This window comes from Segatella oris, from assembly GCF_900637655.1.
In the GTDB taxonomy this organism is placed as follows: domain Bacteria; phylum Bacteroidota; class Bacteroidia; order Bacteroidales; family Bacteroidaceae; genus Prevotella; species Prevotella oris.
Genome location: NZ_LR134384.1, coordinates 1,544,248 through 1,570,690, shown reverse-complemented (window position 1 = coordinate 1,570,690; position 26,443 = coordinate 1,544,248). Strand labels below are relative to the sequence as shown.

The 26,443-nt window shown below is 40.8% G+C and carries 25 protein-coding genes; 1 reads left to right on the top strand and 24 read right to left on the bottom strand.

Annotated features, from left to right (window positions below; all coding sequences use genetic code 11):
• Window positions 1-1,095, top strand: coding sequence for a GDP-mannose 4,6-dehydratase (gene gmd, locus EL210_RS06535; protein WP_018920810.1), 1,095 nt, complete (start codon window positions 1-3; stop codon window positions 1,093-1,095).
• Window positions 1,096-1,219: 124 nt separating this feature from the next.
• Here the strand turns inward: gmd and EL210_RS06530 are convergent, their stop codons facing one another.
• From EL210_RS06530 to pfkA, 24 genes are all read right to left on the bottom strand, one after another.
• Window positions 1,220-3,148 carry an NAD(+) synthase gene (locus EL210_RS06530; protein WP_018920809.1) on the bottom strand — a complete coding sequence of 643 codons (1,929 nt, stop codon included), beginning with the start codon at window positions 3,146-3,148 and terminating at the stop codon, window positions 1,220-1,222.
• Window positions 3,149-3,151: 3 nt separating this feature from the next.
• Window positions 3,152-4,369: a DUF2027 domain-containing protein gene (locus tag EL210_RS06525; protein WP_018920808.1), complete on the bottom strand. Its 1,218-nt coding sequence runs from the start codon at window positions 4,367-4,369 to the stop codon at window positions 3,152-3,154.
• 37 nt (window positions 4,370-4,406) lie between these two features.
• Window positions 4,407-5,657: an S-adenosylmethionine:tRNA ribosyltransferase-isomerase gene (locus tag EL210_RS06520; protein ID WP_018920807.1), complete on the bottom strand. Its 1,251-nt coding sequence runs from the start codon at window positions 5,655-5,657 to the stop codon at window positions 4,407-4,409.
• 18 nt (window positions 5,658-5,675) lie between these two features.
• Window positions 5,676-6,374: a phosphatase PAP2 family protein gene (locus tag EL210_RS06515; protein ID WP_025879781.1), complete on the bottom strand. Its 699-nt coding sequence runs from the start codon at window positions 6,372-6,374 to the stop codon at window positions 5,676-5,678.
• A 17-nt stretch (window positions 6,375-6,391) separates the two neighbouring features.
• Window positions 6,392-7,159 carry a tetratricopeptide repeat protein gene (locus tag EL210_RS13935; RefSeq protein ID WP_025879780.1) on the bottom strand — a complete coding sequence of 256 codons (768 nt, stop codon included), beginning with the start codon at window positions 7,157-7,159 and terminating at the stop codon, window positions 6,392-6,394.
• On the bottom strand, window positions 7,160-8,977 hold the full coding sequence (locus tag EL210_RS06505; RefSeq protein WP_025879779.1) for a BatD family protein: 1,818 nt from the start codon (window positions 8,975-8,977) through the stop codon (window positions 7,160-7,162). It lies immediately after the preceding gene.
• Between the two features lie 25 nt (window positions 8,978-9,002).
• Window positions 9,003-9,677 carry a tetratricopeptide repeat protein gene (locus EL210_RS06500; protein WP_018920803.1) on the bottom strand — a complete coding sequence of 225 codons (675 nt, stop codon included), beginning with the start codon at window positions 9,675-9,677 and terminating at the stop codon, window positions 9,003-9,005.
• The gene (locus EL210_RS06495) at window positions 9,674-10,702 is read right to left on the bottom strand and encodes a vWA domain-containing protein (protein ID WP_025879778.1); all 1,029 of its coding nucleotides are present in this window, start codon (window positions 10,700-10,702) and stop codon (window positions 9,674-9,676) included. Before EL210_RS06495 ends, EL210_RS06500 begins: the two co-directional genes overlap by 4 nt.
• Before the next feature lie 12 nt (window positions 10,703-10,714).
• Window positions 10,715-11,713, bottom strand: a complete 999-nt coding sequence (locus EL210_RS06490) for a vWA domain-containing protein (protein ID WP_018920801.1) — start codon at window positions 11,711-11,713, stop codon at window positions 10,715-10,717.
• A gap of 5 nt (window positions 11,714-11,718) precedes the next feature.
• Complete coding sequence (locus EL210_RS06485) at window positions 11,719-12,795, bottom strand: hypothetical protein (RefSeq protein WP_025879777.1); 1,077 nt, start codon at window positions 12,793-12,795, stop codon at window positions 11,719-11,721.
• Window positions 12,796-13,665, bottom strand: coding sequence for a DUF58 domain-containing protein (locus EL210_RS06480; protein WP_018920799.1), 870 nt, complete (start codon window positions 13,663-13,665; stop codon window positions 12,796-12,798).
• Complete coding sequence (locus EL210_RS06475) at window positions 13,665-14,660, bottom strand: AAA family ATPase (RefSeq protein ID WP_004371049.1); 996 nt, start codon at window positions 14,658-14,660, stop codon at window positions 13,665-13,667. Before EL210_RS06475 ends, EL210_RS06480 begins: the two co-directional genes overlap by 1 nt.
• A gap of 419 nt (window positions 14,661-15,079) precedes the next feature.
• Window positions 15,080-15,628 (bottom strand): 30S ribosomal protein S16, encoded by a 549-nt coding sequence (locus tag EL210_RS06470; RefSeq protein WP_004371050.1) that lies wholly within the window; start codon window positions 15,626-15,628, stop codon window positions 15,080-15,082.
• Between the two features lie 229 nt (window positions 15,629-15,857).
• The gene (galE, locus tag EL210_RS06465) at window positions 15,858-16,895 is read right to left on the bottom strand and encodes a UDP-glucose 4-epimerase GalE (RefSeq protein ID WP_004371051.1); all 1,038 of its coding nucleotides are present in this window, start codon (window positions 16,893-16,895) and stop codon (window positions 15,858-15,860) included.
• A 678-nt stretch (window positions 16,896-17,573) separates the two neighbouring features.
• On the bottom strand, window positions 17,574-18,545 hold the full coding sequence (locus EL210_RS06460; protein WP_025879775.1) for a F0F1 ATP synthase subunit gamma: 972 nt from the start codon (window positions 18,543-18,545) through the stop codon (window positions 17,574-17,576).
• A 20-nt stretch (window positions 18,546-18,565) separates the two neighbouring features.
• Complete coding sequence (gene atpA, locus EL210_RS06455) at window positions 18,566-20,152, bottom strand: F0F1 ATP synthase subunit alpha (protein ID WP_018920797.1); 1,587 nt, start codon at window positions 20,150-20,152, stop codon at window positions 18,566-18,568.
• 25 nt (window positions 20,153-20,177) lie between these two features.
• Window positions 20,178-20,714, bottom strand: coding sequence for a F0F1 ATP synthase subunit delta (locus EL210_RS06450; protein ID WP_025879774.1), 537 nt, complete (start codon window positions 20,712-20,714; stop codon window positions 20,178-20,180).
• Window positions 20,715-20,726: 12 nt separating this feature from the next.
• Window positions 20,727-21,245: a F0F1 ATP synthase subunit B gene (gene atpF, locus EL210_RS06445; protein WP_004371055.1), complete on the bottom strand. Its 519-nt coding sequence runs from the start codon at window positions 21,243-21,245 to the stop codon at window positions 20,727-20,729.
• Window positions 21,246-21,264: 19 nt separating this feature from the next.
• Window positions 21,265-21,507 carry an ATP synthase F0 subunit C gene (gene atpE / locus EL210_RS06440; protein WP_004371056.1) on the bottom strand — a complete coding sequence of 81 codons (243 nt, stop codon included), beginning with the start codon at window positions 21,505-21,507 and terminating at the stop codon, window positions 21,265-21,267.
• Window positions 21,508-21,573: 66 nt separating this feature from the next.
• Window positions 21,574-22,620 carry a F0F1 ATP synthase subunit A gene (atpB, locus tag EL210_RS06435; RefSeq protein WP_004371058.1) on the bottom strand — a complete coding sequence of 349 codons (1,047 nt, stop codon included), beginning with the start codon at window positions 22,618-22,620 and terminating at the stop codon, window positions 21,574-21,576.
• Window positions 22,621-22,637: 17 nt separating this feature from the next.
• Window positions 22,638-23,057, bottom strand: coding sequence for a hypothetical protein (locus EL210_RS06430; RefSeq protein WP_018920793.1), 420 nt, complete (start codon window positions 23,055-23,057; stop codon window positions 22,638-22,640).
• A gap of 8 nt (window positions 23,058-23,065) precedes the next feature.
• A complete protein-coding gene (atpC, locus tag EL210_RS06425; RefSeq protein ID WP_018920792.1) occupies window positions 23,066-23,308 on the bottom strand; it encodes an ATP synthase F1 subunit epsilon in 243 nt (80 codons plus the stop codon).
• A 54-nt stretch (window positions 23,309-23,362) separates the two neighbouring features.
• Entirely contained in the window at window positions 23,363-24,889 is a 1,527-nt protein-coding gene (gene atpD, locus EL210_RS06420) for a F0F1 ATP synthase subunit beta (RefSeq protein WP_018920791.1), read from the bottom strand.
• A 130-nt stretch (window positions 24,890-25,019) separates the two neighbouring features.
• Window positions 25,020-25,997, bottom strand: a complete 978-nt coding sequence (gene pfkA / locus EL210_RS06415) for a 6-phosphofructokinase (protein ID WP_004371066.1) — start codon at window positions 25,995-25,997, stop codon at window positions 25,020-25,022.
• Window positions 25,998-26,443 lie beyond the last annotated feature (446 nt).

The following is a 26,443-nucleotide window of genomic DNA, read 5'->3' as shown; positions in this document are numbered from 1 at the left end:
ATGAATAGAAAAGTAGCACTTATAACAGGAATTACAGGACAGGACGGTTCCTTTTTGGCCGAATTCCTTTTGGAGAAAGGTTATGAAGTTCATGGCACAATTCGCCGATCATCAGTAGACTATCGCGAACGTATCGCCCACCTTGAAGGCCGCCCCCATTTCCATTTGCACTATGCAGACTTAGGAGATTCTATGAGTATACTTGGAGTAATCGGTAAAGTTCAACCTACAGAAATTTATAATCTGGCTGCACAAAGCCATGTACAGGTAAGCTTTGACTCACCGGAATTCACTGCTGATGTGGATGCAGTTGGCGTATTACGTGTGCTGGAAGCCGTGCGCCAATTAGGACTTACAGACAGCTGTCGCATCTATCAAGCAAGTACATCAGAACTTTATGGTAAGGTAGAAGAAGTTCCACAGAATGAAAACACACCATTCCATCCCTACAGTCCATACGCTGTTGCCAAACAATATGGTTTCTGGATTGTACGTGAATACCGTGATGCATACAACATGTTCTGCTGTTCAGGCATCCTGTTCAACCATGAAAGTGAACGCCGTGGAGAAACTTTCGTTACCAGAAAGATTACATTAGCAGCTGCCCGGATAAAACAAGGTAAGCAAGAGAAACTCTATTTAGGAAATCTAAGTTCATTGCGTGACTGGGGATATGCCAAAGATTACGTAGAGTGCATGTGGCTTATTCTGCAAAATGATAAGCCGGAGGACTTTGTCATAGCAACAGGAGTACAACATAGCGTACGAGATTTCTGCTACTATGCTTTCAAACGTGTAGGCATAGAATTAGAGTTCACAGGTGAAGGTATGGACGAAAAAGGCATTGACAAAGCAACGGGTAAAGTGCTGATAGAAGTCAGTCCCGACTTCTATCGCCCTACAGATGTAGTAAACTTGTGGGGTGATCCCACCAAGGCAAAGGCAGAGTTGGGCTGGAACCCTAGCAAAACCAGCTTCGAGGAATTAGTCAATCTTATGGTAGACAGCGACATGGCCAAGGTTGCTTCTGAAGGTGCAGCTGAAAAAGTAAGAACAAATTTGGCTGAATATTTGGAGAAAGGTATTGTCAAATAGCCGTAAGATTACAGACATACTTGAATATAAAAAACGTATATCTTTCATGGGATATACGTTTTTTTATTTTGTTTCTTTACCCGAACTACACATCAAGATAATGATATGCAAAACCTGACATGTATCAAAGTTCCTCACATTCCTTTAACCACAATGCACTCGTTGCATCGCTCGGCATGCGCCAATCACCACGCGGACTAAGGCTGACACTGCCAACTTTCGGGCCATCAGGCAGACAACTACGCTTGAACTGCTGGCTGAAAAAACGACGACAGAATGTTGTCAGCCATTTCTTAATCACCTCGTCATCATAATGACCTGCAAAGGCTTTCTGTGCCAACATAAATATTTTGCGTGGACGAAAACCGAAACGCAAGAAATAATAGAGAAAGAAGTCATGCAGTTCATAGGGGCCTACAAGGTCTTCTGTCTTTTGACAAATAGTATTGCCCGCATCAGCAGGTATCAGTTCCGGGCTGATTGGGGTGTCGATTATATCCATAAGGATATCAGAAACCCTACTTGACATTGTTGTCGCCACATAACGCATGAGATACTGTATCAATGTTTTTGGCACACTTGCATTGACTCCATACATGCTCATATGGTCACCGTTATAAGTGGCCCAGCCTAAAGCTAACTCCGAAAGATCGCCTGTGCCAATCACCATACCACCGACCTGATTGCTTAAATCCATCAGTATTTGTGTCCGTTCGCGAGCTTGCCCATTCTCATAGGTTACATCATGAACAGTCATATCATGGCCGATATCCTCAAAATGCTGCGTGACACTCTTGGCTATCGGAATTTCGCGAATTGTGATCTTCAGGCTTTCCATTAATTGAATTGCATTCTGATAGGTGCGATCTGTTGTTCCAAAGCCAGGCATCGTGACCCCAATGATTCCCTTGCGATCCATCTGCAACTTATCAAATGTACGGATGCATACCAACAAGGCCAGTGTTGAATCAAGTCCGCCGCTAATCCCCAATACAACATGTTTGCAACCGGTATGCACAAATCGTTTAGCTAAGCCAAGCACTTGGATATTGAATATCTCTTCACAGGAAGTCGTCAATCCGTCATCTTGGGGGATAAATGGACAAGGTTCAATGGTGCGTTCTAAACAAAAATCGGTCTTGGCATCAATGCCGTGGCACAAGACTTCGCTGCCATTCATTATACCCTGGCGCTGAGCATTGACAAATGTTGTGTTATTAGAACGTTCGACACGAAGACGCTCCACATCAATCTGCGACACTACTAACTGAGGAGTAAGGGAAAAGCGCTCTCCTTCAGCTAACAACACACCATTTTCATAAATGAGTGCATTACCTCCATATACCACATCTTGAGTGCTCTCGCCAAATCCGCAACTGCTATAAACATAGCCACTCATCATCCGTGCACTCTGCTGGGCCAACAGACTCTTGAGATATTTGTGCTTACCAATCAGTTCATTAGTTGCCGAAAGGTTAAAAATAATATCTGCCCCCGAAAGCGCCAGGTGATTGCTTGGGGGAATAGGAGCCCACACATCTTCACAAATTTCAACACCAAATTTTACCCCCTGAGAGGTAACAAAGAGTTTCGGATCTGCAGAGACAAGTAACTTATGACCTGCATACCGAATTTCCGTAGGACGCAAATCCTGTGATGAGGTAAACCATCGTTTCTCATAGAACTCATTATAGTTTGGAAGATAAGTCTTTGGAATAATGCCGAGGATTTCGCCTTGCTGAATAACTAAAGCACAATTCAAAAGCAGATTGCCGACAAGGATTGGAGCACCAACAATGGAAATGACATTCAGCTTACGCGAGAAATCAAGAAGCATCATCACTGCTGTATCCGTGGCATCAAGCAGAAGGGTCTGACGGAAGAGGTCCTGACAGGTATAACCTGTTATAGACAGTTCTGGAAAAACAATAATCTCAACTCCACGACTTTCGGCCTGTACTATGAGATTTTCAATCTGCAAAGTATTGTATTTCACATCGCCCACCTTCACGGAAGGTATGGCACTGGCAACTTTGATAAATCCGTAATTCATAATCTATCTGATTGTAACCTGAGTTGCCCCATAACCATATTCTTGGAAAGAGGCATCTTGATAGGTGTATTTTTTGTATTTATACTTCAAATCATTTACAATAGCACTGCGAAGAACTCCTTCTCCTTTGCCATGGATGAAAATGAGTTTCTGACCTTTCTTGCCATCATATTCAGCGAGTATTTCACGAAATTTCTTTAATTGATAATTGAGAATATCGGTTGAGCTCATACCTGCCGTAGTATCAAGTAATGCATCCGCGTGCAGATCAATGACAACAATATCACCATTATCGCGATGTTTAATCAGAAAAGGATTGCCTTTCTTCTGACCATTCTCATAGCGACGAACATAACTTTCTACACTATCTTGCTCCGTTTCTTGCTGCAAAGTAGCATTATCAGCATACATCTCGCGTTTCAATGCCTTAGCATCAACAACAAGTGGTTTCACAGGAATATCATTGACAACGATACCATACAACAACGCCGGCGTCTCAAAAAAGTCATTATCTTGGAAGGTGTGTAATTTGTAAAACTTTACAGGATCAAGACGGAACTGCACATCAATACCGGGCTTAAGAACAAAGTGTTTTTCACGCTTATAAGCTATCAGCTGCACAGCAATATGAGCCATATCATTAAGCTCCTCACGGCTAAATTCTTCTATATATAGCTTAGTATTGGGCTCTACCTCGCCCTGAAATTTCAAATTCCAGCTATTCCCTTCTGCCGTCATATAGCAGAACTGCATATAGTAGTTGCTATCATTGACAAAATAAGTTTCGAAACGAGTAGATGCAACATCCTTTATATCAAGAGGTACAAATGCAAGATAAGCCGTCAAAGAATTTCCTCCTTTACGTTCCTCAACAGGCTTTTTGAAAGAGATTTCTTTATTGTCATCAACAACATCATTGTCTATCTTGTCATCAAAGACGTCTATAATCTCATCTTGTCCTTCATGCATCATCGACTTTATGCTACGATTATTCTGCTGGCTAACGACTTTATTTTGTTTCTGTCCTACAGAGTCGAACTTAGCCTGTACAAGTTTAGAAGATGTGTAGTCATCACTACTTACAACAACGACATCGTTGATAGGAAATGGAATCTGAAAACCATCTTCATCTTCAACAAGTACAATATTATTACTTTGGAAACCGACGATCTTACCTCCACCAGTCTCGCTTAGAAATCTTACTGTATCTCCCTTTTTCATTTTATTTCTTTTTCAAACGTTTTTCATATAATTCCAGTTAGGGGATAAGCAACGAGCTATCACCATAACTAAGGAATCGGAAGTTATTAGCCAAGGCGTAGTCATAGATTTTTCTCCAATCTCCCTTAACAAAAGCACTTACAAGAAGCAGCAATGTGCTCTGAGGTTGATGAAAATTAGTAACAAGCATCTTTACAATCTTATATTCATAGCCTGGAGCTATGAGTATCTGCGTGCTACTATGTAAAACATCTACACCTGCTTTGTCAAGCCAATCGATAAGATTTTGAATGGCATGGACTGGTGTAATACCATTTATCAGCCCACCTTCACGCTCTTTCTCATAAGGTTCCCACTGGCTTACATGTAATTCTTCTTCTGTAGCGTCAGGATTATTCTCTAACTTGACTCCCATGTAATAAAGACTTTCCAAAGTCCTCACACTCGTTGTTCCTACAGCAATAGCTTTACACTCATACTTAATAAGATTTACCAACGTATGACGGTGAACTACAATATATTCGGTATGCATTTCATGCCCATAAATTTCCTTGCTCTTAACGGGCTTGAAAGTTCCAGCCCCTACATGTAAGGTAACTTCCTCACGCTCAATCCCACGAGCCTCTATTGCCCGTAACACATCATCCGTGAAATGAAGTCCAGCCGTAGGTGCAGCTACACTACCCTTTATCTTGCTATAAACCGTTTGATAGGTTAACTTATCGCTTTCTTCGGTTTCACGATTCAAATAAGGAGGGATTGGTAATTCACCTACAACTTCAAGGATTTCAGCAAAGTTGATATTTGCATTATCCCAAGAAAAGTCTACCCAATAGTTAGTTCCTGTAGCACTATGTGCACTCTTCTCATAGTTCAACAGTACAGAAAGTGTAAGATGCTCCCCTTTTATATCAAAGTCCCGTTTCAAAGAACCTTCTTTCCACTTCTTGAGATTCCCTATCATACATAGCCAAGAACATTGTCCCTTCGTTTGAAACATTAATTCATAATCTGTCGGAGCTGCAGGTTCCATTAAAAACACCTCAATGAGTGCTCCTGTCTCCTTACGAAAATGCATACGTGCCTGAATAACCCGCGTATTGTTATAAACCATCAAAGCATGTTGTGGCAGATATTTCGGTAAGTTGAAAAAAACATCATCACTCACTTTTCCGTGTTCATAAATCAACAGCTTACTATGATCGCGCTGTGGCAAAGGAAATTTTGCTATCCGCTCATCAGGCAATACATAGTCGTATTCACTAATCTTTATATGTTTTGTTTCCATTTTCTTATTTATCCAAAATTATAAATATACAAAGGTCCCTACTATACAGCTAACAATTAACAACAGAGTAAGATATACTAAAACAGCATCAATATCCGAACGATTATACCCTGTTGATGTATACTGGCTGGAGACATAATTCACATGAGGATTACTTTTAAAATAGACATAACTATAGAACCAATAAGCTATAGAGCCACACAAGATGCCCCAAAGTGCACCGACTAATACATCTGATGGATAATGAACTCCAAGATAAATCCGAGTGTAACCATTTAATAAAGCCCATAAAAACAGACCGATATTTAATAGACGACTTCTCACTAAGAAAGCAAAGAATATTGCTACAGCAAAGGTATTGGCAGCGTGAGCAGAGAAAAAACTGTATTGTTCCTTACCCATCCAAATAACTGTATTGATGAAATACTTTATCCCTGGAGCATTACAAGGTCTTAAACGAGCAATCCATGGCTTTACCAAAAGATTGTCAACACCACTTGCCAAAGCTACAGCAACAAGGCAAGCTGACACAACAAGCACAATCTGCCCCATCGTTTCATTATTCTTAACAACGATATAAAATAATGCCAGATATAATGGGAGCCAAAGCCAAGCATTTGTAAGCGTGACCATGACACCATTCAACATCAGATTGTCACATCCATTGATTGCAAACAGAATGTGTCTATCTAACTCTAAAAGACTTGCTATATCCAAACTAAAAACTAATACGATTAAATTCTTTCCACACTTGAAACAGACAGCCAACCTTCATGACCATCAGATAAACGAACATTATACCAGCCCCTTATACCTCTATCTATTATATTGACTTTCGTTCCTTCATGAACAACAACTACATCTACACTATTTTTGACTGGAGTTTTCTTGAGGCTGACTGTTGGAACAATAATAATAGCACCATTACGATTTTCAAAAGCCACCCTTTGTTGAATGGCAAAGAAAATGCTTAAAACAAAGAGTAATAAACATACCAAAGACACAAAAAATCCAACTTTCCTCAATGCAATACGGTTGACAAACAAATAAACCAAGAACCCTATGAGAGCTAAAGTAATTGTGATAATACTGAAAGTTGCCCAACCATCAACACTCGTGAAATTCACTATAGCCTTATACCAGGTAATAAAAAACATCTCATCAGGTTCAGAGAACTTATCAATCGTCTTACTACGAGCAAATTGCAGGTTGAACCTGATATCACTGTTTCCCGGTTCAAGCAGAGCTGCTCGTTCATAATTCAGAATAGCTTTCGTAATATTATCTGTTCGATAATAAGCATTACCCAAATTATAATAAAGTGAGGCACTTACACCTGAATGTAGCAGACTTTCATAGTCTTTGATTGCCTGTTGATATTTCTTCTCCTGATAGGCTTTATCAGCTTCAGCCTTGGTTACAGCTTCAACAGGGATGGCAAAAAAACAACAGGTAAATAGCAAAAAGATTTGTATTATATAATGTTTCATTTTATTTTCCAATCAATATTTCCTCTTATTGAAAATACGTTCTATCTCTGTAATGGCAATAATGGCAGACTCAAAGGTCTTATTCATATTGCCAGCAACATCTCCTGGAGCATAACGCTCAAATTCACATTCATCAAGCGCTTCGATAAATGTATGAATCGTATGTATATCAACAGTATGTGCTGACAAATTATCAGAAATGTTATCACGCGAAATCTTCTCTACAGGCATATTAAGTTTGTCACCTACATATCCCCACAAAGCCCGTAGGACTTCATCATAGAAATCATTTGATTTTCCCTCCTGCATAAGCTTATTTGCATAATGCAATCGTTTAACAGCAACTTTATTTGCACGCCTACCGCGCTGTTTGACCATATCTGTCATTTCCAATGCACGTTTACGAAATACTATAAGCAGAATAACAAAAGAGACCATCGGTAAAAGCAGCAACATATAGTAGGCAACCGAACCAAAGAAGAAATCGTTAAGACTCCTCTGTCCTATATCCCCCTCCATCAGATCATGGATATCATTGTCCTTCTGTGAATAATCAGCCTCACTGTTATGATTTCCATTACCCTTAGCAACTGCTATATGAAATGATTGTGTCTTAATTGTCCTATAACTATGAATAGACGTATCATAATAAGTAAATGCCACCTCTGGTATTTTATATTCCCCTTGATTCTGTGGAACTACAAGAAAGTCATAGATGATATTACCTTCAACTCCATTGGCTGTAAGATGCGTTTTATCCGTAATCTTCACATCATACTTCTCAAAATCTTTCGGGAAAACAACTTCAGGCTGTTTTATTAATTTGAGGTTACCAATACCACCAACAACAATACGTAGGTTCAATGGCTCACCACTCTTTACTTCTTTCTTATTAAGTTGTGCTGAAATATTGAATATACCTACACCACCAGAGAAATTCAAAGGACGATTAGGCAAAGGATCTACTTGTATTGTCAGACTTGGTGCCTTAATCTCCTTTTTCACCTCCACATAACCTGAACCTCCATTAAAGAATGCTTCGAAAGGATCAATATTTCGGTTTTGTTGCACTACTATACCCTTGAAAGTAATACTTGGAATAGTTAACTTGCCCGTCATCTGAGGATACATAACATACTGACTCCATGTAACACAACGATAAGCTCGTCCATTAACGCGCTCGACATGGAAACTTTTTTGCTGAGGCAGCTTTACTTCCTGTGTATGGAAACCTGTCAATTCTGGCATATCTCCCTTCAACTGTGTCAATTCAACCAAAGTATAAACTTTATAGGTTAACATTATCGGTTCCTGCTCATGTACTCTCTGCTTGTTTGCACTGACACGGATAAACAAATCATTGCCCGATATATGTGAACCTGTAGAACGAAGACCTGCATCATCTCCACTCTGTCCAGCAACTCTATTAGCTCCATGAGCATTACCAACAACAGTTACCAATACCGAACGTGAAGCAATTTTTCTACCATTAATTATAGCATTGGCTGCAGGAATTGTATAAGTTCCTTGTTTAGTCGCATACAAAGTATAAGTAAAAGTTATAGATGAAGACGAACTTGTGTGTCCATTTACCATCTGATAACTTGATTGCCGAGACGTATAAGGACCTGCAATAACTTCAATTCCCGAAGGAATATTACCTGCCCTGAAATCTTCTACATCTTGTGTATTGACAATATACGATAACCTAAAATTTTCTCCAACAGAAACTTTCGTTGGAACTTCCACTGTCACACGTTGGGCAACCGCTTTATTGCTACATACAACAAGCAATAAAAAGAATACAAAGAATTTGAAATATCTATTCATAGGAATTCTCTATCACACTATATAATTACCAATTTTTCTGCAACTTACGATTGCCAGACTGTTGTATTGCTTTTGATATACGTTGCTGTGTTACTTTCTCATCTTGTATGGCAGCTTTGAGCAACTGCTCTGCATTTTCTTTGCTCATGCGGTCTTTAGTATCTTGTTGTTCCTCCTTACTTTGCTTCTTTTGTTTTTGCTGTTTGTCCTTATTATCTTCCTTTTTGTTTTTATCTTTTTTGTTCTGTTGCTTTTTATCTTGAGGTTTATTCTTCAATAACTTCTTACACAGGGCAAGATTATAACGCGTTTCACTATCTGCCGGATTATTACGCAAAGCTTCCTTATAAGCCTGAATAGCTTCTGCATACATTTGGTGATGCTGACAAATATAACCAATATTGTGATAACTCTGTGCTTTACGTATTTTACTCGTTTCTTGTTTTCCTGCTCTTTGTAATATATCAGTTGCAGCAGAGTCTTTTTGCTGCATCAACAAAGCTGTACCAAGATTATAAAGTGCTTGGAAATTTTTAGGATTTTTAGAAACTGCTTTACGATATTCAACTTCAGCCTTGACAAAATTCTGACTGTGAAACAGTTTATTACCATTTCGGATAAACTGCCGGTCAGTCTGTGCATAGGTAATCCCAGTCAGCATACAGGCAATCAGCAGAACCATATATTGATAATATTTCATGCCTCTCTTCTTCTAAATAATTTAATATTCTTGAACTTTGGATTCTTCGATTCCTGCAAGATAACTTCAACTATTAATAGCAATAACAAAATTATTCCAAAGGCTTGGAACTGTTCGCTATATTCACTATAAATAACACCATCGGTCATTCCCGACTGCAACTTCGACAATTCTGCATTCAGTTTTTCCTGCGCATCATTAGTATTGTCTACATGAATATAAGTACCGCTGCCAGCCTGAGCAATCTGTTGACACATCTGCTCATTGAGTGCTGACATCACAGTCTGTCCTTTGTTGTCTTTCATATATCCACCTTCTCCATCAGGAATTGGAGTTCCTTTAGGATCACCAATTCCAAGGATAAAGACATTTGAGCCTTTCTTATGCGCAGCTTTTGCCGCCTCAAGCGCTCCTCCTTCATGGTCTTCACCATCTGTGATGACGATAATAGCCTTACCAATATTATCCCTCTGCATAAAACTATTCTGACTCAACTCAATAGCACGTGCCAAGTCTGTTCCTTGAGTAGCAATCAAAGAAGGTTTGATATTCTGCAAGAACATTTTAGCAGAAACATAATCACTCGTTATTGGAAGCTGAACAAATGCATCACCTGCAAACACCACTAATCCAACTTTGTCATTTGTAAAATGATCAACAAGATTTTCTATTAACAGTTTGCTTTTCTCTAATCGCGAAGGTGTAACATCTTCAGCCAGCATCGAATTACTGATATCCAGAGCGATAATAACCTCTATGCCATTTCGTTTGTCATGAGAAATCTTTGTTCCTGCCTGCGGGCGAGCTATCATTAGTATTAAAATAGCCATAGCTGAAAGCAACAGCCAAAACTTTATAGTAGGCCGATACTTGGATACATCGGGCATCATTTCTTTCAATAACACCGGATTACCAAAACGCTGTAATTTCTTTTTCCGCTGTCGCCAGACACCAAATCTCATCATAGCCAGAATTGGAATGACAAGCAATAACCATAAATATGTAGGGTCTTCAAATCTCAACATGTTGTTTCTTTTTTATGGAATTCTTCTCAACACTGTTGTTCGAAGGATTACCTCCAACAATAAAATCAATAATGCACCAATGGCAAACGGCTGATAAACTTCATAAAGTTTCGAGAATTTCTTTACATCCATCTTGCTCTTTTCAAGCTGATCAATATCCTTATAGATTTGTTTTAACTGCCGATTATTTGTTGCTCGATAAAAATTACCTTCCGTTGTTGCAGCGATATCTTTCAGCGTCTTACTGTCTATCTCTACAGGAATATTCACATATTGTATTCCCCCTGCTACAGGCATCGGATAAGGTGCTACCTTATTCGTACCAATACCGATTGTATAGACACGTATTCCAAAACTTCGGGCAATCTGCGCACTGGTCATTGGTGAAATATCTCCCATATTATTACTACCATCGGTCAAAAGAATAACAACCTTACTCTTGGCCTTAGAATCTTTCAATCGGCTTACCGCATTGGCCAAGCCCATACCAACAGCTGTTCCATCAGAAATCAAACCACGAGCAGCGATATCCGTTCTGACACTCTGTAACAGATTGATGAGCGATACATGATCTGTGGTCATCGGACATTGCGTAAAAGCTTCCCCCGCAAAGATCGTCAAGCCAATATTATCATTAGGTCTGTCTGCAATAAATTCTGAAGCTACATTCTTAGCTGCTTCTAACCGATTAGGTTTCAAATCCTCGGCCAACATTGAAGTTGAAACATCCATAGCCAGCATAATATCAATACCTTCTACCTGTTTATTATCCCATGAGTTATGAGTCTGTGGACGAGCCATGACTATGACTATCAGCACAAAGGCGACACAACGCAACCACATCGGTAGATGAATCAGTCGCATTCGCCAACTTTTCGGTGCATAGCGATAGGCAAACGTGTCACTCATCAATATTGTTGGCTCACGCTTGTTACGATAAAGAAAATACCATAGAATATAAGGTATCAGCAATATCAATAAACTGAAATATTCTTTACTTGCAAATTCCATGACCTTCAACCTAACAATTGTGCTATCTGATATACAATATAGACAGCTAACCCTATAATTACACCAATTGAAGCATAAATCAAAGTCTTAAGGAACACACGATTCTTTTGTGTGAGCTGTTCAACTTCACTCAATTTAGGGACAATTCGTTCCTCTACCTCCTGAGCTTCTGTTTTAGTTTCGTCTATGAACTTTGCAGCATTGACCAAGTTCAAATCATTTTCATTTATCAATGCATTATGCTTTGCAAACTTCACAAGATCGGCCGTAGTAAAGAGTTCACGCAGTTCATCAATTCCTTTCTGATCACCTGCCTCGCGTAATCGATAGATAATTTCGCTGCTGGTCATTTCCATAGCATTAAAACCAAAACGCTCCTTGATATATTGCCGTAAAGTATCAGTCAGACGGGTATAATATTCTTTCTGATTTTCCGAAGTCACCATATGAGCGGCCTTGATATCTTCTATAGCCTTTAAAGCCTTCTGATGTGCAGGCACATGCTTCACAATTCTAATACGTGTTACAATAGGCTTGTTCTGCTTTAACCTGACAAACAGATATATCATTAATAAGCAAAGCACTAAAACTATAATGCTCAGCCAAAAAACCAAATGCCACTCCTCCCATTGAAATGGATTATCCTGGACATCTTTAGCTGGAAAGAATTGATTGGGGTGCAGCGTATCAACAGGAACAGTCATCACCTTTAATGCCAATTGTCTACCACTGAACGATTGATTATCAACCTTTACCTTCAGTGCCGGTATAGCATAAAGTTTCTCGTCAAAACTCGTCAAGGTATAGACACGACTGATTTTTATCATACCATCGGCATCTGTTGAATCGCCTTTCTGCAATTCTACAATTTCAATGCCAGGTATCAAATATTGCGCTGGTTTCAGCCGTGGCCAAGATATTCTTGCTCCAGGCTTCGCCGTCACCGATAAAGTCATATGTGTCTGTTGACCAATCAGAATTGCAACGGAATCTATACTTTGTTCCACAAAAGCCTTCTGTGCCCAACCGATAGTTGAACACATCAATCCAACGACAATGATTATATTCCTTAACAACTTCATTTAAGCTCTTTTCTTAAATAACAGCATCAGTGCTTTCGTGAAATCCTCATCCGTGCCCACTGAAGTCCAGTCCATCTTACTCTTAGCAAACAATTTACGTAACATATCTTCACGCTCCAACCAATATTGAGTATGTGCCTGACGTAACTTAGCAGAACCGGTATCAATAATCATTTCATGTCCCGTTTCTGCATCACGTACTTTCATCAGCCCAATATCAGGCAAAGTCTTGGCACGCGGATCATACACTTGGACAGCAACCATATCATGCTTAGAATTGGCAATCTGCATTGCTTGACTGAAATCATCACGCGTGTAAAAATCACTTAAGAGGAATGCTGTACAACGACGTTTCATTATTCGTGTGAGGTAAGAAACTGCCATACCGATGTCTGTACGAACACTCGCAGGCTTGAAATCCAGCAATTCCCTGATTATATAAAGAATGTGACGACGCCCTTTCTTTGGTGGAATATACTTCTCTACGCGGTCAGAAAAGAAGATTACACCAATCTTATCATTGTTCTGAATAGCACTGAAAGCCAACGTAGCAGCTATCTCTGTAACCAGCTCACGTTTAGTCTGACGAACTGTTCCAAAGTCGAGTGAACCACTGACATCCACCAACAGCATTACTGTCAGCTCGCGTTCCTCCTCAAACACTTTCACATAAGGACGATGAAAACGTGCCGTAACATTCCAGTCAATATCACGTACATCATCACCATATTGGTATTCTCTCACTTCACTGAAAGCCATACCGCGTCCCTTAAAGGCAGAATGATACTGTCCTGCAAAGATATTCTGACTCAAACCACGAGCCTTGATTTCTATCTTCCTGACTTTTTTTATAATCTCTGATGTTTCCATCAAGGCACTTCTACCTTATTAACTATCTTTGAAACGATTTCTTCTGCAGTAATATTGCTGGCCTCGGCCTCATAGGAAAGACCGATACGATGGCGCATCACATCGTGCACAACAGCACGCACATCCTCAGGGACAACATAACCTCTATGCTTGATAAAAGCATAGGCACGACTTGCTTTAGCCAGATTAATGCTGGCACGTGGACTACCTCCATAGGTAATCATATCCTTCAATTCACTTAGGCCATAACGTTCCGGATATCGACTTGCGAAGACAATGTCTGCAATATATTGTGCAATCTTTTCATCAATATATACCTGATTGACCACTTCACGGGCCTTAATAATTTCGTCTGCACTGGTCACAGGAGTCACTGTCGGGAACTGTCCAACAATATTCTCCTTGATTATCAGCTTTTCTTCCTCTAAAGTTGGATAGTCAATAACCACTTTCATCATGAAACGATCTACCTGTGCCTCAGGCAGTTGATAGGTTCCTTCCTGCTCAATCGGATTCTGTGTTGCCATAACCAAGAAAGGCTTCGGCAAAGAAAATGTCTTTTCACCAATGGTCACTTGATGCTCTTGCATGGCCTCAAGCAATGCACTCTGTACCTTTGCAGGAGCGCGGTTGATTTCATCAGCCAATACGAAATTAGCGAATACAGGCCCCTTTTTCACATGGAAACTTTCATCTTTCTGAGAATAAATCTGGGTACCAATGACATCGGCCGGAAGTAGATCCGGTGTGAACTGTATACGACTGAAATCAGCATCTATCAATTGAGCCAATGTTTTAATAGCAAGTGTTTTGGCTAATCCGGGCACACCTTCCAACAGGATATGTCCATCACTCAATAGTGAAATCAGCAATGAGTCCACCAGATGCTTCTGCCCTACAATCACTTGATCCATACCGGCAACAAGGTTGGTCACAAACCCACTCTGCTGCTCAATCATTATATTCAGTTCACGAATATCTATCGTTTCTGCCATAATTTGAATATTAGACAATTATAAATTATATGTACGCAAAATTACAACAAATCGGTAAGAGAATACAATATATGCAACTAAATTATATTAAAATAAACCCCGATTTCCTTATTTTAAGATTATTTCATTTCCCTTTATTTACAAGGAATGCATCAAAAAAACAGGGCATACATATCCAAACGTTTACACAATGGCGTAACTATAACTGACAAGTTTCATCAATAGATGCAGATGTGGAAATATCAGTATAATATCAATTCGCCATGATTAAAGCCTTGCAACCGCCCGAATGGGCCTGTAAAACACATCCCCCCACCCCGCAAGAAGCCTCCACTTAAAGAAGACTTTCAATCGTTCAGAAAATAAAAAAGGACGGACATTTCGTCCATCCCTATTCTTTCATTTCTTCAGAAGAAGTCTTACGCCTCTGCAGGAGCTTCTGTCTCTTCAGCAGGAGCAGCAGCTTCGGCATTTTGTGCAGCTTCAGCTTCTGCCTTAGCAGATGCTTCTGCAGCTTTCTTGTCAGCTACCTTCTTAGCGATAGCCTCGTTCACTTTCTTCTCAGCTTCAAGTTCTGCTTTCTCTGCATCCTTTTTAGCCTTTGCGTCCTTCTCGCGAATAGCCTCGAAACCTTTCAGCTTGTTTTCTTTCCAAGCATCGAATTTCTTCTGAGCTTCAGCCTCATCAAAGGCACCCTTCTTCACTCCGCCACGAAGATGTTTCATCAAATAAACACCTTCATTTTTAAGAATGTTACGAACAGTGTCTGTTGGCTGCGCACCGGTTTCAACCCAATAAAGGGCGCGTTCGAAATTCAAATCTACAGTAGCTGGATTGGTGTTTGGATTGTAAGTACCAATCTTCTCAGTAAATTTACCATCACGTGGTGCTCTAACATCAGCGATTACGATACCATAAAAAGCATAGCCTTTACGACCGCCACGCTGCAATCTGATTCTTGTTGCCATTTTTTGAAATATTAATTAGGTTTGAATTTATGCTGTCATCTCGTAACAGCGGGTGCAAAGGTATAAATATTTGTTGACACATGAATACTCGAAACTCATCAAACAGCTAATGTTTAATGTTATTTAACCTAAAAGCATCCATGGTGCTTTTACCGTAGATGCTTTATATATCACATCAAGAACGAGCTCTTGGACATGCAAGAGCTGCAATTCACATATTTAATCTCAACTACATGACACCATCCTCACGTAACTTCACTTGCCATTTCCAAGCACTGGCAAGGACATCTTTCAACGGCGTATCTGCTTTCCAACCAAGCACCTTGTTGGCTTTGGTGCAGTCGCCCCAAATCTTCTCTATATCGCCCTCTCTACGTGGGCCAAACTTCCAATTCAGCTTTACGCCTGTAGCTTCTTCAAAGGTGTCAACAATCTCTTTGGTTGTATTTCCATGCCCCGTACCAATATTAAAATATTCAATTTTGTCCGTATCTTCATCCAACACGCGGCGCATTGCTGCAACGTGTGCCTTTGCCAAATCGACAACATAGATGAAGTCACGGATACACGTGCCGTCAGGAGTGTCATAATCATTACCGAAAATAGTCAGCTGTTTACGGATGCCAATAGCTGTCTGGGTAACAAATGGAATGAGATTGGCAGGAACTCCGTTCGGCAGTTCACCTATCAAGGCTGAGGGATGAGCACCGATCGGATTGAAATATCTCAGGACAATGCTCTTGATATCTGCCCCGCTATGGATATAGTCATAGATAATCTGCTCGTTGATTTCCTTGGTGTTGCCGTATGGAGAAGTCGCTTTCTGATGAGGGGCATCCTCTGTTACAGGCAGGTTCTCAGGCTTTGGCTGCCCATAGACCGTACAACTTGATGAGAAGATGATGCCCTTGACATTATACTGGGGCATCAACTCCAAAAGATTTATCAGTGAAACAATATTGTTACGATAGTAAAGCAGAGGCTTTTCAACGCTCTCTCCCACTGCCTTTGACGCAGCAAAATGAATAATTCCCTCTATCTTTGGATACTTCTTGAACACATTTTCCGTTGCTGTTTTGTCGCGAAGATCCACTTTCTCAAATGCCGGGCGAACGCCTGTTATCTTCTCGATACCATCAAGAACTTCCATTTTTGAATTACTCAGGTCATCAACAACAACGACCTCATAGCCTGCTTCAATCAGTTCAACGGTCGTATGTGAGCCGATAAACCCCGTACCACCGGTAACAAGTATAGTCTGTTTCATAGAAATTGTTTGTAAGATTTTGTTGGACAAAGGTACATAAATTAAACGAATAAACCTATCACATGGAAGCAAATATTTATTAAAATGAAATGCAGAAGATATAAATACAGAGTGCAAGAAGCAAATATAGAAAAGTGTAATCCATATGTGTCTGCACACTCTTATATAAGCTTTGCATGGATAATAAAGGTGATGAGGAAAGCTATAATTGCAATAAACGAATTATATGTTAAATTCTTTTAAGTATATTTACAATTGCCCTTGTAAAATCTGCAAATTTGAAATGAGACTCTTCCTTACTCCAAATATGCACGGTATTTTAGGAGTTTATAATCATCTGACAATCAAACCGTTATAAATCTAAATGCAAACTACAAAGCTTAATCACATCAAAAAGACTTGTTATTTGCATCAAATTACAATGTCATTTGCATCAAATCACCACGTAATCTGACTCAAACAGCCGTGTATTCTGCATCAAATTGCAATGCATAATGGCTCAAACGATTTGTCTTGATGCACAAAACTGTAAAATCAAACTCTATTTTCCGCTATATATTTCCTAATTGGCAAGAGCCTGAAATGTTAAAACCGTGATGAATAAATTACAAAAACAGAAAAGGATACTGCCATGAAGACAATATCCTTTGCTGTTTATTCATACGAGCCAAGAAGCTATCAGTTATTGATGCTGCCACCCACAATATCAAGCAGTTCGCTTGTAATTGCCTGCTGACGGCTCTTGTTGAACTGAAGATTAAGCTCTCGCAACAACTCATTGGCATTGTCAGTTGCAGTCTGCATGGCTACCATCCTGGCAGCATGTTCACTGGCATTGCTGTCGAGTAAAGCTGTGAAGACCTGAAGATTAAGCTCTTTCGGTATCAGAGTTCCAAGCACAGCATCCAAGTTTGGCTCAATGATGAAATTATCATTCAAAGCCTGTGCCGATGATTTTTGCTTGCTTGCTTCTGCTGCCTTACGCTTTCGGAGATATTCCTGTGCCTTTGCCGTAGCAATATTGCTGGATAAATCACGGTCGTTTTCAAGTCCTATATTCTCGGTTGACAAATCTATGGGAAGAAAAGTCTTACGCGTCAGTATCTGACTTCCTGCCGATTTGAAATGATGATAGATAAGTTCAACCTTATCAATTTCACGGGCTATAAACTTTGTTTGAAGTTCCCGTGATATATCTGCACAATCTGAAGCCTTTGGTTTTTCAGCCAAGGAAAGATAGCTACCGGCAACATGGAGTCCCCGCTTCAGCGCATAATCTTCAATCTTGCGGCCTATCGGATAAACAAGAATATCGTCAATGCCTTGAGCCATATACTCGTCTACAACATGCTGGAACATTTTAAGCACGTTGTTATTGAAACCGCCACACAGGGAACTATTGCTGGTAAAGACAACCAATGCCACCCTTTTCACCTCACGTTCAGCCTCAAATTCATTCTGAATTTCAGGAACAGTGACGAGGAAAGACTTCAGTATATGCTCAAGTAATTCCTCATAAGGCAACATGTTCTGAATAGCAGTCTGGGCATGATGAAGCTTACTTGATGCCACCATCTTCATGGCGCTCGTAATCTTACGCGTGTTGCTGACAGAGGCTATTCGTGTCTTGATTTCCTTTAATGAAGGCATTTCTATGCGTTTTTAGTTGATTACTTTTTATATTGGCCGGCAATATTTGCCATTGTTTCCTCAATAGCTTTGATGGCTTCATCCGTCAGTTGACCATCAGCCAAAGCATTGATAAGGTCTCCATGTGATGAACGCATCGCATCAAGGAACTGATCCTGACAATCGCGAACATGCTCAACGGGCACATCATGCATCAAGCCGTGGACGCCACAATATAAAATAGCAATTTGCTCACCGACAGGCATTGGGCTATACTGAGGCTGAATGAGCAACTGATTGTTCTTTCGTCCGCGATCCAATGTCATTGCTGTTACGGCATCCATATCACTGGAGAACTTGGAGAATGCCTCCAACTCACGATATTGTGCCATGTCAAGTTTCAGGGTACCAGCCACTTTCTTCATGCTCTTAATCTGTGCAGAACCACCCACACGCGATACAGAAATACCAACGTTGATAGCAGGACGGAAGCCTTGGTTGAACAGATTGGTCTCCAAATATATCTGACCATCAGTGATAGAAATCACGTTTGTAGGAATATAAGCAGAGACATCACCGGCCTGGGTTTCGATGATTGGCAGAGCAGTTAACGAGCCTCCGCCACGAACATGCCCTTTCATACAAGCCGGAAGATCGTTCATCTGTTCAGCAATCTCTTGCTGATTATTAATACGTGCAGCACGTTCCAGCAGACGAGAGTGAAGATAGAACACATCACCAGGATATGCCTCACGCCCTGAAGGACGGCGAAGAATCAATGAAACCTCGCGATAAGCCACAGCCTGCTTTGACAAGTCATCATATACAACAAGTGCACTGTATCCACGATCACGGAAATATTCACCGATAGCAGCACCGGCAAAAGGCGCATAATACTGCATGGCTGCAGGGTCAGCAGCTGTTGCACTAACAATGATTGAATAAGGCAATGCACCATGTTCTTTCAGTGTCTGCACCAAAGTAGCTACAGTAGAGGCTTTCTGACCTATAGCGACATAAATGCAATAGACAGGTTTGCCTGCTTCATAGAAGCTTTTCTGGTTGATAATGGTATCAATGGCAATAGCGGTTTTACCTGTTTGGCGGTCGCCGATGATAAGCTCACGCTGTCCTCTGCCAATAGGTATCATTGAGTCTACAGCTTTCAGACCTGTCTGCAAAGGCTCTTTTACAGGCTGTCGATAGATAACCCCAGGAGCCTTACGGTCTAATGGCATCTCAAAGGCATCCGTCAAATCAATATCGCCAAGGCCATCAATGGCTTGTCCAAGAGGATTGACTACTCGTCCGAGAAAATTATCATTAACGCGGATGGAAGCAATACGATGTGTACGCTTCACGGTCTGTCCTTCCTTAATGCCAGCCGTTGGCCCCAGAAGTACACAACCAATGTTGTCTTCCTCCAAGTTCATCACGATGGCCATCGTACCGTTCTCAAACTCAAGAAGCTCACTCGCCTCAACATTACGGAGACCATAAACACGTGCAACACCATCTGCGACGGTAAGCACAGTGCCCACTTCGTCAAACTGTTCCCCGCTGTTGATGCTCTGGAGTTCTTTGAGAAGTACTTCAGACACCTCACTTGGTTTAATTTTATCTGACATTTTTTCTTTCTATTAAACTGAATTATTATTTCTTTAGTTCTGACAGAATACCACGAAGTTTGCTTTTGACACTGGCATCCATACGATAATCATCATACTCAAGGATAAAGCCACCAATGAGTTCATTATCAATCTTCGTATTGAATTCTACAGAACCTTGAGTCTTATCCTCAACCATCTGCTTCATCTTATCCACTGTATTCTGACTGACAGCAGAGGCTGTAATAAGTTTACCACGGGTGATGTTCTTATGCTTTCTGTAAAGAGTAATATACGATGCAGCCATGAATTGCAGGGCAGTTTCCCTGTCTTCTTTCAAGACAAGAGCTATAAAACGCTTTGTAAGTGACGTTACATCCTTACCACAGGCAGCTTCAAGCACGGCCTGTTTCTTGTTTGTTGGAAGCATCGGGTTATCAATCGTAATTCTCAGTTCAGGCACTTCGATATAGCTCTGCAAAAGAATTTGCATATCCTTATAGAGCTTATCTTCCTGCTTTTCAGCAAGGGCACCCTTCAATAGAGCACGGGCATATCGAACTGATATTACACCTAAATCCATAAACTACATTTTTTAGTCTTTATTTTCTTTTTCGGAAACCTCATCCAGCAGTCGATCAATCATATCCATCTGGGCTTTATCATTTGACAACTTCTCCCGAAGGATCTTTTCAGCTACTTGAATACTGAGTTCAGCCACCTGTGAACGGATATCGCGAATAGCACTCTGTTTCTCCACCTCTATTTGCTTTTTCGCTTCAGAGATGATACGTGTGCTTTCTTCGCGTGCCTTATCCTGTGCCTGCTCTATAATAGCATCACGGGTTGTAGCCGCCTCCTTCATTATCTTAGCCTGCTGTTCACGCGCTTCTTGCAACAAGGTCTCCCCTTCTTGCTTGATGTTTGCCAAACGTTCTGAAGCCTCATGTGCCTTATTCAGACTTTCGTCTATGTATTGCTTTCGCTCGTCAACCATCTTGATAATGACAGGGAAGCCAAAGCGAGCAAGACAGATAAAGACCACCAAGAACGCAAGGAGCATCCAAAAAAGAAGTCCTAAATCAGGCGTCAATATTGATGGCAAATTCTCCATTCGAATTGATTTCTATTTCTTATTTAATAATAAATGCACAAGCTGCAATAGCAAACAAAGCACAACCTTCAACGAATGCAGATGTCAAAATCATGTTTGTCATAATCTTGCTTGATGCTTCCGGCTGACGAGCAATAGCGTCCATAGCACTACCACCAATCTTACCAATACCCAAACCTGCACCAATTGTTGCAATACCTGCACCAAGACCACAGCCCAGCTGAGCCAGACCTGTAGCAGCCAATAATGTTGAAATCATCATAATCTTAATTTTTTATTTGTTATTAATATTTTATATTTCTATTTCTTATAAGTTCTACTGTGAGTGTTATTCTGCTTCTTCCTCCTTATGAGCCATGCCGATAAAGACTGCACTCAGCAAGGTAAAGACGTATGCCTGAACGAAAGCAACCAATAATTCAAGGCAATTCATAAACAACAACATGAGAATACTGAATATGTTCAGACCAAGTCCAAAGCCAACCCCCATAGACCAACCTAAGAAAATCACACATGTGAAACTCAATATTACAGCATGTCCAGCCATCATGTTGGCGAAAAGACGAATCATTAAGGCAAACGGTTTCGTAAATACTCCAAACAACTCTATGACCGGCATCAATGGAATTGGAGCCTTTAACAAGAAAGGAACATGCGGCCAAAAGATGTCTTTCCAATATTCTTTGTTACCGAAGAGGTTAATTGCGAGCATAGAACATACTGCAAGAAACATTGTTATATTTATATTTCCCGTCACATTGGCACCGCCTGGGAATATAGGGACAAGTCCTATCAGGTTTGCAGTAAGAATGAAAAAGAAAACAGTTAGCAGATATGGAGCATAAGTCTTATAGTGCTTCTCACCAATTGATGACTTTACAACATCATCATTAATTGTCATCACAATCATCTCCATAGCCCCGACAAAACCGCGAGGTGCTTCACTTTTTGCATCCCTATGCTTATACCAACGACTACAATAACCAAAGATACCAAGCAAGACAATGACTACAATCCATATTTGGGCTACAGCCTTTGTAATACTCAAATCCAACGGTCTTACATTGCTTCCGTCAGGCATTTTCTCATAAATCTTCCCATGATGTGCTTCATCAAAGAAGAAGTTGGAAGGTAATGTCTCAGGCGTACAAAATGTCCATTGCCCTGTTGCCGAACTTCTAACGATGACAGGAAGTGGAATACTGAGAGCCTTCCCGTCATAAGAAGCAATATGCCACTCATAATCATCAGAGAGATGTCCAAGCACTATCTCTGAAATATTCAGCTTCCCTCCTTCTGCTCCATGAGCTGCAAACAACTGCAGAGGCATCATGGCAATCACCAATAGAAGCAGTAATGATTTTATTTGTTTCATCTTTTACTCAATTGTCATTAACGAAGGTTCTTCGATTTATTATTACGCAAATGCGAGAAAAATACAGAGTGATGAGCAAGCACGGCCAAATAAAAAGGAGCAAACAACAGAAGAAATGTAAACATTCCCCCACGGTCAGTGTTCAGATAATAAATAAACAACACCAACAAAGCCAAGAGAAATCGAAACCCTGAAACAGCCATAAAAAAGGTTGCCTTAGTTTCATCACCCTTGCTTTCCAATCGCTTCCATGAGAGCGCATCGCCCAATTCCACAAATAAAGCAAAGCCTACACTCACAAGAATAGGAGTCAACAGCAAATCGCTTCCCACCAATTGAAAAGCCAACAATTCCAACAGAAATAATGCAAAAACAATCTGCACTGCCTGTCGGATATATCTTTTGCTTGCAAGCTGCCTATTCGTTTCCAACGTCATCTGTCTGATTATAATTCAACACATATACGTATCTCGTCTTTCTGTACTTCTACAAAACCACCGAGAATATCCAGCGTTTCTTTCTGACTATCTAAGGGTTGATAGACAATATGCCCTTTTTCCAATGAAGATATAATCGGAGCGTGATGTTCCAAGATTTCAAACTCTCCTATTGCTCCAGGCACAGTGACACACATTACCTCACCATCGAAGACCACTCTTTCCGGAGATACAACTCTCAAATGCGACATACAATTTCAAGTTTTAAGTTTATCATATCTACCAAACTCCTTACTTTCAGCATATTAGACATTAGCTGCCTCAAGCAGTTTCTTTGCCTTTTCCTTTGCATCTTCTATAGTTCCTACGTTGATAAAGGCCTGTTCAGGGAGATCATCTACTTCACCATCAAGGATAGCATTGAAGCCTTTGATAGTTTCTTCAATAGGAACCATAACGCCTTTCAATCCGGTAAACTGTTCAGCTACAGTAAATGGTTGAGAAAGGAAACGTTGAACACGCCGTGCACGGTTTACGGTCAACTTGTCCTCATCAGAGAGTTCGTCCATACCCAAGATTGCAATAATGTCCTGAAGTTCGTTATAACGCTGAAGCAACTGCTTTACACGCTGTGCACAATCATAATGAGCTTTGCCCACAATCAGAGGATCAAGGATACGCGATGTACTGCCTAATGGGTCTACAGCAGGATAAATACCCAACTCTGCAATCTTTCTTGAGAGTTCTGTTGTAGCGTCCAAGTGAGAGAACGTTGTAGCAGGGGCAGGGTCAGTCAAGTCATCTGCCGGCACATAGACAGCCTGCACAGAAGTAATAGAACCATTCTTCGTTGAGGTAATACGTTCCTGCATTGCTCCCATTTCGCTGGCCAACGTAGGCTGATAACCTACAGCTGAAGGCATACGACCTAAAAGTGCAGAAACTTCAGAACCCGCCTGAGTAAATCGGAAGATATTATCAATGAAGAACATGATATCGGCAGCCTCGCCATTCTTACCGCCATGGTCACGGAATTCTTCGGCAACTGTCAAACCAGACAAGGCAACAGAAGCACGTGCCCCTGGAGGTTCGTTCATCTGACCATAGACAAGTGTAGCCTGACTCTCGGCAAGTTCCTTCTTATCGACTAACGACAAATCCCACTTACCTTCTTCCATGGCCTTTCTGAAAGCCTCACCATATTTGATAACGCCACTCTCCAACATGTCACGCAAGAGGTCATTTCCTTCACGCGTACGCTCTCCTACTCCGGCAAATACAGAGTAACCGTTATGTCCCTTGGCAATATTGTTGATCAACTCCATAATGAGCACGGTCTTACCTACACCTGCACCACCGAAGAGTCCAATCTTTCCACCTTTCATATATGGCTCCAGCAAGTCGATAACCTTGATGCCTGTCGCCAACATCTCCTTATGGGTTGAAAGCTGGTCGAACGTAGGTGCTGCACGATGGATAGGATAGGCACCTTGCATATCCAATTCCTCCATACCATCAATAGGCTTGCCAATGACATTCATCATTCGGCCCTTAATCTGTTCACCGGCAGGCATTGTGATCGGACTACCTGTAGAAACAACATCAAGACCACGCTGAAGTCCATCGGTATTATCCATAGCTACACATCTGACGGTGTCTTCACCAATATGCTGCTGAACCTCTATTACAAGGTCGCTGCCATCGGCACGCTTCACTTTAAGTGCCTCATAAATCTTTGGCAACACCTTCTCTGCATCCTGACCCTTTGTATCGAAGTATACATCAATAACCGGACCGATAATCTGAGAGATGTGTCCTATAATTTGTGACATAAGCTATTAAATTTTAAATATTAAGATTCGATTGAATTATATTTAGCAAAAGTACCATTATTCTGTATAAAACACAAGAATATCTTGAGGTTTATGTCGAAACAGACAGCCTTTTAAAACCTTTTAAACATTATATACTCAACTCATCAAGCACTTTTATCAGTTTCCTGTCAAACGGCTTATCGCTTCGGATTGCTTCGCTCAATGGCACATAGACCACTTCGTTGTTCCTCACACCGACCATGATATTGCGTTGTCCCTGCATGATAGCTTCGATTGCACCCACACCCGTGCAGCTGGCCAATATGCGGTCACGAGCCGTAGGACGTCCACCTCTCTGAAGGTGTCCCAATATAGAGATACGAACGTCATACTGCGGGAATTCTTTCTTCACACGATTTGCATAATAGATGGCACCACACTTCGGACTTTCGCTGACTATCACGATACAACTTCTCTTGCTCTTTCGAATACCGCGCTCCATGAACTGTGCCAACTGGTCGACATCGGTGCTGTCTTCTGGAATAATAGCAGCCTCTGCACCCGAAGCTATTGCAGAATTCTGTGCCAAGAAGCCCGCATCACGCCCCATCACCTCAACAAAGAAGATGCGTTCATGGCTCTGGGCCGTATCCCGAATGCGGTCTACACACTCCACAATCGTGTTCATTGTCGTATCATACCCAATGGTACTGTCGGTTCCATAAAGGTCATTATCTATGGTTCCGGGCAGTCCTATGCAACAAAGATCATGCTCTTGAGCAAACTTCATCGCTCCGGTCAGTGAGCCGTTACCACCTATAACCACCAAAGCATCTATGTTTTCCTTGACAATATTATCATAAGCTTTCTGCTGTCCTTCGGCAGTTTTGAATTCCTCCGAACGTGCAGTCTTCAGCATTGTGCCGCCCTGATTGATGATACCACTTACATTTTCTGTTGTAAAATCAACGATTTCATCATTGATAAGACCATCATAACCACGATAAATCGCCTTGATATTAAAACCATTATATATCCCGGCGCGTGTCACCGCACGTATAGCCGCATTCATTCCCGGCGCATCACCACCCGAAGTCAGAATGCCTATTGTCTTAATCTTTGCCATAATCTATAAAAGAATATCTGTTTATATTTTCTCTGATAAGTTATCTTATATTTTGTTTTCTGCTTTCATAGGGCAAAGTTAACAATTATTCTCAAATATGCAAATATCCTCTTATTCTTTTTATTCTTTTTCACTTTACAGCATTATATTTATCACCATCAGACCCCTCCCGTTGTCAACTGTCACGCTTAGCAAACGCTCATACCCAGTTTTACTTTTGCCTTGAATTCATAAAGTGCACCAGATGTTGCTGTATAATGACAGTAAACGAATAATAGGTTAAAAACCATCATATATATTTACAACTCTGCTCAATTGCTTTACAGATTTAGAATGAAGAACTTCTCCGTTCCATATATGCCCATTTTTTAAGTACTAACAACATATTGACTATCAGATAATTATGAAACTTCAAACTGATTACAAAGCAAAATCACGCTAAAAAG

Bases quoted from the DNA above. Each gene is read 5' to 3' on its own strand.
- atpC (WP_018920792.1), bottom strand. From the start codon at position 23,308: ATGTCGCATTTGAGAGTTGTATCTCCGGAAAGAGTGGTCTTCGATGGT.
- atpD (WP_018920791.1), bottom strand. From the start codon at position 24,889: ATGTCACAAATTATAGGACACATCTCTCAGATTATCGGTCCGGTTATT.
- EL210_RS06480 (WP_018920799.1), bottom strand. From the start codon at position 13,665: ATGGAAACATCAGAGATTATAAAAAAAGTCAGGAAGATAGAAATCAAG.
- EL210_RS06530 (WP_018920809.1), bottom strand. From the start codon at position 3,148: ATGAATTACGGATTTATCAAAGTTGCCAGTGCCATACCTTCCGTGAAG.
- EL210_RS06500 (WP_018920803.1), bottom strand. From the start codon at position 9,677: ATGAAATATTATCAATATATGGTTCTGCTGATTGCCTGTATGCTGACT.
- atpF (WP_004371055.1), bottom strand. From the start codon at position 21,245: ATGGAGAATTTGCCATCAATATTGACGCCTGATTTAGGACTTCTTTTT.
- EL210_RS06520 (WP_018920807.1), bottom strand. From the start codon at position 5,657: ATGGAAACAAAACATATAAAGATTAGTGAATACGACTATGTATTGCCT.
- EL210_RS06450 (WP_025879774.1), bottom strand. From the start codon at position 20,714: ATGGATTTAGGTGTAATATCAGTTCGATATGCCCGTGCTCTATTGAAG.
- pfkA (WP_004371066.1), bottom strand. From the start codon at position 25,997: ATGGCAAAGATTAAGACAATAGGCATTCTGACTTCGGGTGGTGATGCG.
- atpE (WP_004371056.1), bottom strand. From the start codon at position 21,507: ATGATGATTTCAACATTATTGGCTGCTACAGGTCTGGCTCAGCTGGGC.
- EL210_RS06495 (WP_025879778.1), bottom strand. From the start codon at position 10,702: ATGTTGAGATTTGAAGACCCTACATATTTATGGTTATTGCTTGTCATT.
- EL210_RS06490 (WP_018920801.1), bottom strand. From the start codon at position 11,713: ATGGAATTTGCAAGTAAAGAATATTTCAGTTTATTGATATTGCTGATA.
- EL210_RS06475 (WP_004371049.1), bottom strand. From the start codon at position 14,660: ATGGCAGAAACGATAGATATTCGTGAACTGAATATAATGATTGAGCAG.
- galE (WP_004371051.1), bottom strand. From the start codon at position 16,895: ATGAAACAGACTATACTTGTTACCGGTGGTACGGGGTTTATCGGCTCA.
- EL210_RS06505 (WP_025879779.1), bottom strand. From the start codon at position 8,977: ATGAATAGATATTTCAAATTCTTTGTATTCTTTTTATTGCTTGTTGTA.
- atpA (WP_018920797.1), bottom strand. From the start codon at position 20,152: ATGTCAGATAAAATTAAACCAAGTGAGGTGTCTGAAGTACTTCTCAAA.
- atpB (WP_004371058.1), bottom strand. From the start codon at position 22,620: ATGAAACAAATAAAATCATTACTGCTTCTATTGGTGATTGCCATGATG.
- EL210_RS06525 (WP_018920808.1), bottom strand. From the start codon at position 4,369: ATGAAAAAGGGAGATACAGTAAGATTTCTAAGCGAGACTGGTGGAGGT.
- EL210_RS06485 (WP_025879777.1), bottom strand. From the start codon at position 12,795: ATGAAGTTGTTAAGGAATATAATCATTGTCGTTGGATTGATGTGTTCA.
- EL210_RS06460 (WP_025879775.1), bottom strand. From the start codon at position 18,545: ATGCCTTCATTAAAGGAAATCAAGACACGAATAGCCTCTGTCAGCAAC.
- EL210_RS06470 (WP_004371050.1), bottom strand. From the start codon at position 15,628: ATGGCAACAAGAATCAGATTGCAGCGTGGCGGTCGTAAAGGCTATGCT.
- gmd (WP_018920810.1), top strand. From the start codon at position 1: ATGAATAGAAAAGTAGCACTTATAACAGGAATTACAGGACAGGACGGT.
- EL210_RS06430 (WP_018920793.1), bottom strand. From the start codon at position 23,057: ATGACGTTGGAAACGAATAGGCAGCTTGCAAGCAAAAGATATATCCGA.